At 51.8% G+C, this 12,218-nt stretch carries 9 protein-coding genes; 6 read left to right on the top strand and 3 right to left on the bottom strand.

The window, feature by feature from the left end; translation table 11 throughout:
* Nucleotides 1-184: 184 nt before the first annotated feature.
* The 4 genes from IR195_RS09090 (at nucleotide 185) to IR195_RS09075 (ending at nucleotide 5,904) form a co-directional block, all read left to right on the top strand.
* On the top strand, nucleotides 185-2,065 hold the full coding sequence (locus IR195_RS09090) for an extracellular solute-binding protein (RefSeq protein WP_206049518.1): 1,881 nt from the start codon (nucleotides 185-187) through the stop codon (nucleotides 2,063-2,065).
* Between the two features lie 98 nt (nucleotides 2,066-2,163).
* The gene (locus IR195_RS09085) at nucleotides 2,164-3,237 is read left to right on the top strand and encodes a microcin C ABC transporter permease YejB (RefSeq protein ID WP_125747656.1); all 1,074 of its coding nucleotides are present in this window, start codon (nucleotides 2,164-2,166) and stop codon (nucleotides 3,235-3,237) included.
* Between the two features lie 2 nt (nucleotides 3,238-3,239).
* Complete coding sequence (locus IR195_RS09080; protein ID WP_206049517.1) at nucleotides 3,240-4,313, top strand: ABC transporter permease; 1,074 nt, start codon at nucleotides 3,240-3,242, stop codon at nucleotides 4,311-4,313.
* The gene (locus IR195_RS09075) at nucleotides 4,306-5,904 is read left to right on the top strand and encodes an ABC transporter ATP-binding protein (RefSeq protein ID WP_125747652.1); all 1,599 of its coding nucleotides are present in this window, start codon (nucleotides 4,306-4,308) and stop codon (nucleotides 5,902-5,904) included. The genes IR195_RS09080 and IR195_RS09075 overlap by 8 nt, the downstream gene beginning before the upstream one ends.
* A 170-nt stretch (nucleotides 5,905-6,074) precedes the next feature.
* On the opposite strand, the gene IR195_RS09070 is transcribed toward IR195_RS09075, so the two are convergent.
* Together IR195_RS09070 and IR195_RS09065 are read right to left on the bottom strand one after the other, a co-directional pair.
* The gene (locus tag IR195_RS09070) at nucleotides 6,075-6,779 is read right to left on the bottom strand and encodes a pseudouridine synthase (RefSeq protein ID WP_125747650.1); all 705 of its coding nucleotides are present in this window, start codon (nucleotides 6,777-6,779) and stop codon (nucleotides 6,075-6,077) included.
* Nucleotides 6,779-7,594: an amidohydrolase gene (locus IR195_RS09065; RefSeq protein WP_125747648.1), complete on the bottom strand. Its 816-nt coding sequence runs from the start codon at nucleotides 7,592-7,594 to the stop codon at nucleotides 6,779-6,781. The genes IR195_RS09070 and IR195_RS09065 overlap by 1 nt, the downstream gene beginning before the upstream one ends.
* Before the next feature lie 72 nt (nucleotides 7,595-7,666).
* Here IR195_RS09065 and rarD point away from each other — a divergent pair, with 72 nt between their 5' ends.
* The gene (rarD, locus tag IR195_RS09060) at nucleotides 7,667-8,575 is read left to right on the top strand and encodes an EamA family transporter RarD (protein ID WP_125747646.1); all 909 of its coding nucleotides are present in this window, start codon (nucleotides 7,667-7,669) and stop codon (nucleotides 8,573-8,575) included.
* On the opposite strand, the gene IR195_RS09055 is transcribed toward rarD, so the two are convergent.
* Nucleotides 8,546-10,201: a methyl-accepting chemotaxis protein gene (locus IR195_RS09055; protein ID WP_206049516.1), complete on the bottom strand. Its 1,656-nt coding sequence runs from the start codon at nucleotides 10,199-10,201 to the stop codon at nucleotides 8,546-8,548. The genes rarD and IR195_RS09055 overlap by 30 nt on opposite strands.
* A 230-nt stretch (nucleotides 10,202-10,431) precedes the next feature.
* Between IR195_RS09055 and IR195_RS09050 the strand changes: the two genes are divergently transcribed.
* Nucleotides 10,432-12,132 carry a SulP family inorganic anion transporter gene (locus tag IR195_RS09050; RefSeq protein ID WP_125747642.1) on the top strand — a complete coding sequence of 567 codons (1,701 nt, stop codon included), beginning with the start codon at nucleotides 10,432-10,434 and terminating at the stop codon, nucleotides 12,130-12,132.
* The last annotated feature ends 86 nt before the right edge of the window (nucleotides 12,133-12,218 follow it).

Raw genomic sequence — 12,218 nt, 5'->3', positions numbered from 1 at the left:
CTTTGTTAACTAGGTTTAAAACGCAGCCTTTATTAGTCTTTCTAGGCCATGTCTCAGTTACTATTAGCGCCGCTGTGTGACTCAGCAGTTGTGTCTAAGGTTCTAAGCCCAGGTTCTAAGCCCAGGGTCTGAGTTCAGGTGCTAAGCCCAGTTTCTAAGCCTTTGTTGCTATAGGAAGTTACTAATGCCACGCGGTGTGTTGTTTACCAAAGTACTTTTGTTAGCCAGCGGCTTGCTGTTGAGCCTGTCGCTGTTAGCTTCTGAAAACGACGTCGAAATCAACACCGCTACCCCCGTCGAGACCGTACACGGGCTATCTCTCTACAATAGCCCACAGCTACCTGCTGATTTTGCCTATTTCCCCCATGTTAATCCGTCCGCCCCTAAGGGCGGAACGATTACCCGTACCGCCGTGGGAGGCAGTTTCGACTCTACCAACCCATTTATTATTCGCGGCACGCCTGCTACCGGTATTTCACATATTTATGACTCGTTGATGGTCAGTAATCCAGGCGAGCCCTTCAGTTTGTACGGGCTGCTGGCAGAAGGCGTCCGCCTGGACCCTGAACGCCGATGGATAGAGTTCGATTTGCGCCCAGAAGCTCGCTTTCAAGACGGGGAGCCGGTAACGGCCTATGACGTGGTGTTCTCACTGAACCTGCTGCGTGAAGAAGGCAACCCCTTCTACAGTAGCTATTACGCCGGTGTCGAACGCGCTGTCGCCTTAAATGATCATCAAGTGCGCTTTGAATTTAATGACACTGAATCACGCGAGCTGCCACTGATTGTCGCCCAGTTACCTATCTTACCTCGTCACTACTGGGAACCCCGCGACTTCAGCTCTCCGACTCTGGATGCACATCCAGGCTCAGGCCCCTATCGTATTAGCGAGGTAGATCCTGGTCGGCGCATTGTCTATCAACGAGATGACAACTACTGGGGCAAAGACCTGCCCGTCAATGTGGGTCGCTACAACATCGACCGTGTTGTTTACGAGTACTACCGTGACCGCGACATTGCCTGGGAAGCTTTTAAAGCAGGCCTTACCGATTTCAGAACGGATGCACGTGCGGCCACTTGGGCCATTGGCTATGATAATTTCCCTGCCTACCAAGATGGCTTAATTAAGCGGATTACCGTGCCCGATGTTAACCCCTCCATGATGCAGGCGTTTGTCTTCAATTTACGCAAAGAGAAGTTTCAGGACCCACAGGTTCGAGAAGCCCTGAGCCTCACGTTTGATTTCCCCTGGCTCAACACCAATATCTTCTATGGCACCTACCGGCGCACAGAAAGCTTTTTTCAAAATTCTGAAATGGAAGCTACTGGAACGCCATCAGAAGAAGAACTTGCGCTACTCGAACCTTTTCGTGAAGCGTTGATAGACTCGCATCATTCAGAACGACTGTTCACTGACCCACTGCCCATCGAACACCCCACAGAGCTGCGTGAACGCCTGCGGCTTGCACTTGACCTGCTGCGCGACGCTGGCTATCGCGTAGAAGATGGCGTACTAATCAACACTGAGACTGGCCGACCACTTACCCTGGAAGTACTGCTCTACGACTCGGGCCTGGAGCGTGTTGTGCAACCCATGCTACGCAATATGGCACGCCTTGGGGTTCAAACGTCGCTGCGCATTGTCGATATCAATCAATATCTTAACCGAGTACGCAGCTACGATTACGATATGGTCATCAGCCACTTCCCTCAGTCTAACAATCCAGGCAATGAACAACGTGATTTTTGGACCAGTGCTGCCGCGGAGGCACCCCAAAGTCGCAACCGCATGGCCCTTGCCCACCCGGCTGTCGATGCACTGGTGGAGCAACTGATTCGTGCAGATGACCGTGAAACGCTGGATACCATTACCCAAGCGCTTGATCGCGTGCTGCGCTGGGGCTTTTATGTTATCCCCCACTATCATTCAGGCGAAACGCGGATTGCTGTGTGGGATAAATTTGGCTACCCAGAACCGTTTCCGGCTTATGCCATGGATTTAGACGCTTGGTGGGTAAACACCGATCGGGAAGCAGAACTACAACGCCGTCACCAGCGTCGCTGATTTCGCCAGCCTAGGTTCATCAAACCTAGATTCATTCAACATAGTTATAACAACTTACCGGCAATAACTTTTAGCCTCAATTACTCATGGAGAGCGCTGTGGCACGTTATACCTTACGCCGACTGCTACTAATGATTCCGACCCTGTTCGGCATCATGCTGCTTAACTTCATGATTGTTCAGGCTGCCCCTGGGGGCCCCATTGATCAAATGTTGGCCCGCTTTGAGGGGGCCGATGCCATGGCAAGCACACGCCTGGATATGGGGGGCGCGGATGTACAAGTTAGCGATGACTCTAGGGGCGCGCGTGGAATCGATCCACGCTTTATCGAGCAATTAGAGCAGCAATTTGGCTTTGACAAACCCGCTCATGAACGGTTTATCGGCATGATGGTGGATTATCTCACTTTCGATTTTGGCACCAGCTTTTTTCGTGATCGCCCGGTGATTGAACTGATGATCGAGCGCTTGCCCGTGTCTATTTCATTAGGCTTATGGACAACGCTGCTGGTCTATCTCATTTCTATTCCTTTAGGCATCCGCAAAGCGCTACGACACGGCTCTCGCTTTGATGTTTGGACGTCAGGTCTGGTGATCGTAGGCTATGCCATTCCGGGCTTTTTGTTCGCCATTCTACTTATTGTCGTGTTTGCGGGTGGCACTTACCTGGATTGGTTTCCTCTACGCGGCTTAACATCACCCGATTTCGCCGAGCTATCCGCTTGGGGCAAAATTAAAGACTACTTCTGGCATATCACCCTACCAGTGCTGGCTGCCGCGATTGGCAGTTTTGCCACCCTCACCATGCTGACCAAAAACAGCTTCTTGGATGAAATTCATAAGCAGTACGTGCTGACAGCCCGGGCCAAAGGTGCCGACGAGCAGCGCATTTTGTATGGCCATGTTTTCCGCAATGCCATGCTGATCATCATTGCTGGGCTGCCCTCTGCAATGATTGGCATTTTCTTTACCGGCGCACTGCTCATCGAGGTAATTTTCTCTTTGGATGGCCTCGGCTTATTAGGCTTTGAGGCAGTAATGCAGCGAGACTACCCGGTCATTTTCGGAACGTTATTTCTGTATACGGTGATTGGACTGCTGCTAAAGCTAATATCCGACTTGACCTATGTGTGGGTAGATCCACGCATTGATTTTGCGTCGAGGGAGTCATAAACATGACATTTATCAGCTCGCGTCTTTCGCCGATTACGCTGCGTCGCCTAGCAGCATTTAAAGCCAATCGCCGCGCCCGAGTATCGCTGTGGCTATTTGGCGCTCTGTTTATTATCAGCTTATTGGCTGAACTGATCGCCAACGACAAGCCTCTCGTAATGAAATATGACGGGCAGTGGTATGTACCGCTACTGGTCGATTATCCGGAAACCGAATTCGGTGGCTTCTTACCCACCCGTACCGACTACCTAGATCCCTTTGTCCAACAGCAAATCAGCGATCACGGTTGGGCGCTATGGCCGATGATTCCCTACTCCTATCAAACTCTCGATATGCTGATGACACGACCTTCGCCTGCACCGCCAGATAGGCGCCATTGGCTGGGTACCGATGACCAAGGGCGTGATGTATTAGCACGCGTCATTTACGGGTTTCGACTATCGGTTGCCTTTGCCCTGGTGCTCACCGCTGGCTCTTTAGTACTGGGCGTAGTAGTGGGCGGTGTGCAGGGTTATTTTGGCGGCAAAGTAGACCTCATCGGACAGCGCATCACGGAAATCTGGTCGGGATTACCGGTGCTATTTCTACTGATTATATTGGCCAGTTTTGTACAGCCCGGTTTCTGGTGGTTACTGGGCATCATGCTGTTGTTTTCGTGGCTGGGACTGGTTGATATTGTGCGCGCCGAGTTTTTGCGCGCACGCAATCTCGAGTACGTTCGTGCGGCCAAGGCCATGGGGCTACCCTCTCGGCTGATTATGTGGCGCCACGTGCTACCTAACGCGATGGTAGCCACACTAACGTTTATCCCCTTCCTGTTCACTGGTGCCATTGGCACGCTCACCGCGCTGGACTTTTTAGGCTTTGGTTTACCACCTGGCGCGCCGTCACTTGGCGAACTCGCGGCACAGGGCAAAAACAACCTGCATGCGCCTTGGCTGGGCATCACCGCGTTTATGACGCTTGCCATTATGCTCTCACTACTGGTGTTTATTGGTGAAGGACTTCGCGATGCCTTCGACCCACGACATGTGAACCAGCATCAGTCACCCGCCCAGGAAGCCAAGCATGCCTAATCACGCCAACACTGCCAAACCACTCCTACGCTTAAGCGAGTTTTGTGTTTCCTTCGATGGCAACGTCGTTGTCGATTCCCTCTCTCTCACTGTCAATGCGGGCGAAACGCTCGCTATCGTGGGGGAATCTGGCTCGGGCAAGTCGGTCTCTGCACTGGGTGCGATTAATTTACTGCCTGACAATGCTAGCGTAAGCGGTCAGCGCTGGTTAGCAGAAACCGACCTTAATCAACTAGCCAAACGTGATTGGAATGGTATTCGCGGTAATCAGGTGGGGTTTATTTTCCAAGAGCCAATGACGTCGCTCAACCCGCTTCACCGCATTGGCAAGCAAATAGGTGAAACCCTGCGTTTACACCAGGGCCTTAGCGGGCAGGCTGCACGTACACGGGCCAAGGCACTGTTAGAACAAGTCAAACTACCGCGTCCTGACGAACTGCTTGACGCCTGGCCACATCAACTTTCTGGCGGCCAGCGCCAGCGGGTAATGATCGCCATGGCCATTGCCAATAATCCGGCACTGCTGATTGCGGATGAGCCAACGACGGCGCTCGATGTGACCGTTCAGCAAGAGATTTTAGCCCTGCTGAAAGAACTCCGCGATCATCACGGCATGGGTGTGCTGTTTATCAGTCACGACTTAAATTTGGTACGTCGCCATGCAGACCGGATATGCGTCATGTATCAAGGGAAAATTCAGGAAACCGGTAGCGTTGCCGATGTATTTAATAATCCCCAAAGCGACTACACCAAAGCCCTTATTGCCGCCGAACCAGAAGGCCGACCTGCTGAGCCTGCCGATACCACACCGCTTTTGACCACACGCCAGCTTAGCGTGAGTTTCTCGCGCCCAAGGACAGGGCTCTTTCAGCGCCAGCCTCCGGCTTTTGAGGCCCTGAAAGCCACCGATCTAACCATCGCTCCAGGTGAAACGCTGGGCATTGTTGGCGAATCAGGCTCTGGAAAAACGACGCTGGCGTCAGCGGTTATGCGATTAGTCGCTAGCCAAGGTGAGGTGATACTGGGCGACACCACGCTAAGTCAACTCTCTGGCGATACGCTGCGACGCCAGCGCCATCGGCTACAAATGGTGTTTCAAGATCCTTACGGTGCGCTTTCCCCACGCATGCCGGTCTTTGATATTGTCAGTGAGGGTCTACAGTTTCATCACCCTAACTTAACCCATGCAGAAGTTACCGAACGCGTGCATCGCACGCTGCAAGAGGTGGGCCTGCCGGAAAGCTGCGCTGCCCGCTACCCTCATGAGTTTTCGGGGGGACAACGCCAACGCATAGCAGTGGCGCGGGCAATTATCCTAGAACCTGAACTACTGGTACTGGACGAGCCCACCTCAGCATTAGACCGGACCGTACAAAAACAGTTGGTCACGCTACTGCGCGAACTTCAGGCACGCCGCCAACTAAGCTACCTGTTTATCAGCCATGATCTTGCCGTGGTGCGTGCTATGGCCCACCGCATTATGGTGCTAAAGGATGGCGATGTGGTAGAGCAAGGCGATTGCCTGGAAGTACTCGCCGCCCCCCAGCACCCCTATACCAAAGCGTTGATAGAAGCCGCCCACTTGCATTAGCTATCTGATTAACAAAAAAGTGTGCCTTGGCACTTTCTCAGTGCAACTACGTGCAAATACAGAAGCAAGATAACGGTATAAATATTTATTACTCATAAAAAAACGCCCCTGGTTTGGCACGAAGGTGCTGACCGGGACGTTTGAGTCACTAGCCGTAACGCTAAGCGTGTTTAGAAGCTGGCAATTTCTTCAGGCGTTAGCTCACGCCATTCACCAGGTGCTAGGTCATCTGGCAAGACCACATCACCAATCGAACGGCGATGCAGTGCATTGACGTGATTGCCTAGCGCTACAAACATGCGTTTTACTTGGTGATAGCGCCCTTCTGTAATGGTCAGTTCCGCTTGCTGGGGAGTAATAAACCTCAATACGGCAGGTTGCGTTGGCGTTTCCTCACCATCCAGTAGAAGCCCTTCCTCTACTTGGCGAATTGCCCACTCAGCGGCGCTACCTTCCATAGGCTCTGCCAACTCAGCAATATACACCTTGGCACAGCGATGGCGCGGCGAGGTGACACGATGGGACCATTGGCCATCATCAGTGAGCAGTAACAAGCCGGTGGTATCTACATCCAACCGCCCTACTGGCTGCAGTCGCTCGGCTTTGGGTAGATCAATAAGGTCAATCACCCTTGGATAGAGCCCACGGCGGGCAGTGCACTCTACTTCCAGCGGTTTATGCATCATCAGGTAACGCAACCCAACCAGTGCTAGCGTCTCACCGTTGAGTTTTATTTCGTCGTTCTGAGTGTCAACTTGGGTCGCCGACTGTTTAATGGGCTCGCCATTCAGGGTCACCTCGCCATTTTTTAACGCCCGCTTTGCTAAGCTGCGCGTTAGCGGGGTTGTTTCACTCAAAAAGCGATCAAGGCGCATTATTGACCCACTCCTGGCAGAAGCGAAAAGCGGTCGGCATCTTGCCAGGCAGGAAATTTTTCTCGAAAAGCATCTAGGTCCGTTTTATTTAGCGTCCCCGTTTCAATAAACGGAGAGTTTGCAGGGTGGTCGATCAGCGGTTCCCCTTTGAAATCGACCAGCATGGAATCGCCGCTATAGGCGAGTCCTTTGGCATCTTCACCGACGCGGTTTACACCTACTACATAAACTAGGTTTTCAACTGCACGCGCTTGTAAAAGCGTGCGCCATGGATGACGCCGGGGTGCAGGCCAGTTCGCCACACACAGCGCGGCATCATACTCGAAATGTTCGCCTTCTGCTGGCTGCTGACGCATCCAAACGGGAAACCTCAGGTCGTAACATACGCTCAATAGCAGCCTGAAGCCTTTCAGTTCAACGATCTTCCGGCTGTTGCCCATAGCATAGCGTTCATGCTCTCCGGCCATACGAAATAAATGGCGTTTATCGTAGTACTGTAAGTCGCCGCTGGGGGTAGCCCAGACCATACGGTTGACGTATTGCCCTTCATCGACAATTGCCACGCTGCCGGTCATGACACAGCCTCTCGCCTTGGCCTGCGTCTGTAACCAAGCAACGCTCTGGCTGGCGCTCATGGGCTGGGCCATTTCCCGTGAATTCATGGTAAACCCTGTTGCAAACATCTCTGGCAACACAATTAAGTCGGTATCGCGGCTATCTAATTCGCCTAATAGCCGCTCGAGATGCGCATGATTGGCTTGAGGGTCTTCCCAGCGCAAATCGCACTGCACTAAGCTCGTTTTCAGTTGACTCATGCCATGTCTCCTTTGCATCAGTGTATTCATCAATTATGTGCTAGATTAGCATTTTTAATTAGTGAGGCTGCTATGTTTCCACCCGCATCAAGGGACCCTGAAGCGGTCAAAGGCGTTATGTTTGGCTTAACGGCCTACATTATGTGGGGCTGCTTCCCACTATTTTTCGCTCTGTTTGATGGCATTCCCGCATTTGAAATCCTGATACATCGGATTTTGTGGTCGTGCCTTTTTCTGGTCGTGCTAATCAGCGTACTGCGCCGATGGACGCCAGTGGTTAAAGCTCTTATTGAGCCCAAGCGCTTGGGGCGCGTACTCGCCTGCGCGTTACTGATTGCTTTTAACTGGGGCCTCTATATCTATGCTGTTGAAAGCAAACAGGTGTTGCAAGCCAGTTTAGGTTACTTTCTAACACCGCTAGTCAATATTGCCTTAGGCGTGTTGGTGCTACGCGAAGTAATGGCTCGCCTCCAGCTGGTTGCGCTTGGTTTGGCAAGTTTAGCGATTGCAATCCAGTTTGTGATGTTAGGCGAGCTGCCCTGGATCAGCCTATTGCTAGCACTCAGCTTCGGTAGCTACGGATTGTTTCGTAAGCAAGTGCCCCTTGATGGGCTTTCTGGCCTGTTTGTAGAGACGCTGTTGCTGTTCCCACTAGCATTAATAGCGCTCACTTGGCTCAGTTGGCAGGGGGAGTCTCACTTTATTCATAATGTGCCGATGAGTGCCCTGCTAATAATTAGCGGTGTGTTAACTGCCCTGCCCTTAATGGCCTTTGCTGGGGCTGCACGACGCTTACGGCTGGCAACGCTAGGCTTTCTGATGTATATCAATCCCAGCATTCAGTTCTTGATTGCAATCATTATCTTTGGCGAGCCTCTAGGGCTCATCCAGTTAGCGACCTTTGTGATGATCTGGGCGAGCTTAGCGTTATATTCTTGGTCTTCTTGGCAATCACGTTCGCGCCAGCAGGTGGCTTCCTGAGGCTAATTCTTCCGCTGGTTTTTCAATACTCACTGCACTGGTGTTATTTGTCTTTTCAGGCTGGTAGCCCACGCGAAAGCCTCCCCAGTGCTTGCCATTAATGTAAATGGGAACCGAAAGATCGTGCATGATTTCGCCCGTGTCACGCTTATAGGTTTGTAGCAGCAGCGGTTTCTCATGGGCGCCGCAACGGCTGCCAGTCGGATCATCAAAAATACGTTTGCTGCGGCAATACTTGAGATCGTGGTCGTAATCACCGGTGGGCTCGCGGCTAACGGCTGCGTTATGGGTAGGCACATAGCCGTTGCGGTCACATGCAATGGCGTAACTTACCCCGTGCTCAGTAAGCAACGGTTCTTGCAAGCTGGGTAACTGTAAGTCTGTGAATGCATCAAAGCCGGTGTGGTAAAGCGGCGGCTGTGTCTCAGGTATGACCCTGTAATCAGGTTGGAATAGCGACGTTTCTGATATTTCACCGGAAGCAATCGCTTTCTCAAACGATTTACCAATACGGTTCGCCGCTTGACGAGCGACGCTAAACACATGCTGATGACGCCCCTGCAAACGCTGCTGTGCCAGCTCGCCATCAACGCCTTCTGCAGCGTCCATTAATGCCCGGGCTTGCTGGGCTAAATCGCGCATATCGCGATTGCCCTCATCTACATCGTCTTCCAGCTGACGCAAGCTATCAGCAACGGTTTGACTATGGACTTTGGTGCTCTCCATTGCCTCTGCGACACTGGTGATCTCCTGCTCAACTTGATCGAACTGTTGCGTGATGGTGGCAAGACTACTTCCCACCTGCTGCATCCCCTGGGAACGCTCTCGGATACGATTCATCAGCCCGCCCATGGTACCAACAACACGTTGGCCACTCTGGTGCATATCCTTAACAAGCTCATCGACGCTTTGTGTCGCCGTTGACGTTTTGAGTGCTAAGTTACGCACTTCGCCCGCAACAACCGCAAACCCTCGCCCATGTTCTCCCGCTCGAGCTGCCTCAATAGAAGCATTGAGTGATAGCAGGTGCGTTTGTTCTGCTATCCCCTCAATCATCGACGTCACATTGCGAACACGCTCAATTTTATCGTTTAGCGCCGATAGCATTTCCAGCGCCTGATCAGAGCGTTCGGCAACATCACTCATATCGCCAATAATATCAGCCAGCTCATCATGATTGTGATGACTTGCCTGACGAGCGCTCTCGGCAAGCGCGGCGACATGGCTAGCACTGGCACTCACTTGCATAATGGCAGCATTAATAGCGTTCATGCTTGATGACGCATCACTCGCCATGGCCTCCTGCTGAGTAAGGCGTTGCGCCATAAGATCAGCGTAATGAGAAACTTCTGCAGAGGCGATGGCCGTGCTACTTGCCCGGTTCATCAACCGATAGGCCATTGCACGAAGCGAAGCATAGTCACGAATGGGCTTGAAACCGTGAATGGGTTTCGTCAAACGTAGTTGATCAGCTGAATAAACTGACGTCATCGTTACGAGCATTAAAGCTGCACCAGCCCCCGTCGCCAACAGCAGCGCAATATAGGGAAAAGCACCCGGTTCAGTCATCATCCAAATAGAAACACTTAGCACTGTCAAGGGCGCTAATAGCCGAAGTAGTCGCATGTGGGATACTCTTTTATATTTGACGTTATTGAGCAGTCGATCAATAAAGAAGGAGCGATGGGCCACTTTTCAGTCAGCTTAACGGGTTATGCTAATGAATGAAGTAGCACTTTCGGGTCAGTACATGCTTTTGTTGGCAAGTAAAGGCCATCATTGTCGGCACAACGCGCTAAACTGACGGACTCACCAATGAGTTGGGTTTTACAAAATGAAGCTGACGCCAGGAGCTTATGTTCAAGCGCTATTTTCCTATTCTTACGTGGCTGCCTCACTACCATAAGCGCCTGTTAGGTGCCGATATATTAGCCGGACTCATCGTAACGGTGATGGTGATTCCGCAGTCATTAGCTTATGCCCTACTTGCAGGTTTGCCCGCGGTGGTGGGCCTATATGCCAGTATTTTGCCGCAACTTCTATATACCGTTTTGGGCACAAGTCGCACTCTAGCCGTTGGCCCGGTAGCTATCATTGCGTTAATGACGGGCGCAGCACTCTCCGCTGTTGCAACGCCCGGCAGCCCTGAGTATTTACAAGCTGCGCTGATACTTTCATTACTTTCTGGCGGTATATTGGTCGCGATGGGGGCCCTTAAAATGGGCTTTTTTAGCAATTTTTTGAGCCATCCCGTTATTTCAGGCTTTTTAACCGCATCGGGCATTCTGATTGCCGTTAGTCAGTTGGGTAGCCTAATGGGTGTTTCCAGCAGTGGCTTTACGCTGGTAGAGCGTGTGATAACCCTGTTACCCAATCTTGCCGCCTTTAATCCCTATACGCTTTCAATTGGTGCTGGAACGCTATTTTTCCTCGTCATGATGCGGCGTTTTGGTAAGCGGAGCCTCAGCGCTATTGGGTTGCCTAAAACGCTCGCCGATTTAATCATCAAGGCTGGCCCTGTCTTTGCAGTGGTTATTACGACGTTGGCTACTTGGCATTGGCAGTTAGCCGACCAAGGCGTTGCCATTGTCGGCGCCATTCCCAGTGGGCTACCTGCACTAAGCTTTCCCTGGGCAGATACGTCACTATGGCGCGCCCTATTTATCCCAGCGTTACTGATCAGTTTGGTGGGGTTTGTGGAGTCTGTTTCCATGGGGCAAATGTTGGCAGCAAAGCGGCGCCAACGTATCTCCCCTAACCAGGAACTAATTGGCTTAGGTGCCGCTAATCTAGCCGCTGGGTTTACCAATGGTATGCCGGTCACCGGTGGCCTTTCACGCACCGTAATCAACTATGATGCTGGGGCACAAACCCCCGCAGCCGGAGCCTTTGCAGCACTGGGAATAGCGTTGATAACGATGGCGTTTACTGGCTGGCTCTACTACCTGCCGATTGCTACGCTGGCGGCGACCATCACCGTGTCTATTTTAACCCTGGTCGATATTCCCATGTTGCGCCAAACGTGGCGCTATTCTCGCAGTGATTTCGCCGCGATGGCGGTCACAATTCTGCTCACCCTAGTTGAAGGTATCGAAGCTGGCATTATCGGTGGGGTTAGTCTTTCTATCGCGTTATTTTTGTATCGCACCAGCCGCCCCCATAGCGCATTGGTTGGCCGGGTGCCGGACACCGAGCACTTTCGAAATACTGAACGCCACGATGTTGAAACCGTTAGTAATGTGGCGCTACTGCGAATCGACGAAAGCCTCTATTTTGCAAACGCCCGCTACCTTGAAGATACCGTTTATAACTTAGTTGCCAGCTATCCCGAACTGGAGCACGTCGTGCTTATCTGTTCAGCCGTTAATTTAATTGATGCGTCAGCGCTCGAGAGCCTGGATGCTATCAATGCGCGTTTAAAAGATTCCGAAGTCAAGCTTCACCTGTCCGAGGTGAAGGGTCCCGTTATGGATCAGCTCAAAAAGAGTGATTTTTTAGAGGCCCTGACCGGGCGCGTTTTTCTTAGCACTTATGCTGCATGGCGTGAGTTTTCCTAAGTATGTTTTATTTAGCTTACCAAACACCTTTAACTAACGCTTGTTTGAATGCATCATAGTGTTACCACTGTCGTGGATGTCAATAA

This window comes from Vreelandella venusta (assembly GCF_015689495.1).
Taxonomy (GTDB): Bacteria; Pseudomonadota; Gammaproteobacteria; order Pseudomonadales; family Halomonadaceae; genus Vreelandella; species Vreelandella venusta.
Note: the sequence above shows the minus strand (reverse complement) of the source record. Positions and strands in the feature narration are given on the sequence as shown.

Bases quoted from the DNA above. Each gene is read 5' to 3' on its own strand.
- IR195_RS09080 (WP_206049517.1), top strand. From the start codon at position 3,240: ATGACATTTATCAGCTCGCGTCTTTCGCCGATTACGCTGCGTCGCCTA.
- IR195_RS09055 (WP_206049516.1), bottom strand. From the start codon at position 10,201: ATGCGACTACTTCGGCTATTAGCGCCCTTGACAGTGCTAAGTGTTTCT.
- IR195_RS09075 (WP_125747652.1), top strand. From the start codon at position 4,306: ATGCCTAATCACGCCAACACTGCCAAACCACTCCTACGCTTAAGCGAG.
- rarD (WP_125747646.1), top strand. From the start codon at position 7,667: ATGTTTCCACCCGCATCAAGGGACCCTGAAGCGGTCAAAGGCGTTATG.
- IR195_RS09065 (WP_125747648.1), bottom strand. From the start codon at position 7,594: ATGAGTCAACTGAAAACGAGCTTAGTGCAGTGCGATTTGCGCTGGGAA.
- IR195_RS09090 (WP_206049518.1), top strand. From the start codon at position 185: ATGCCACGCGGTGTGTTGTTTACCAAAGTACTTTTGTTAGCCAGCGGC.
- IR195_RS09070 (WP_125747650.1), bottom strand. From the start codon at position 6,779: ATGCGCCTTGATCGCTTTTTGAGTGAAACAACCCCGCTAACGCGCAGC.
- IR195_RS09050 (WP_125747642.1), top strand. From the start codon at position 10,432: ATGTTCAAGCGCTATTTTCCTATTCTTACGTGGCTGCCTCACTACCAT.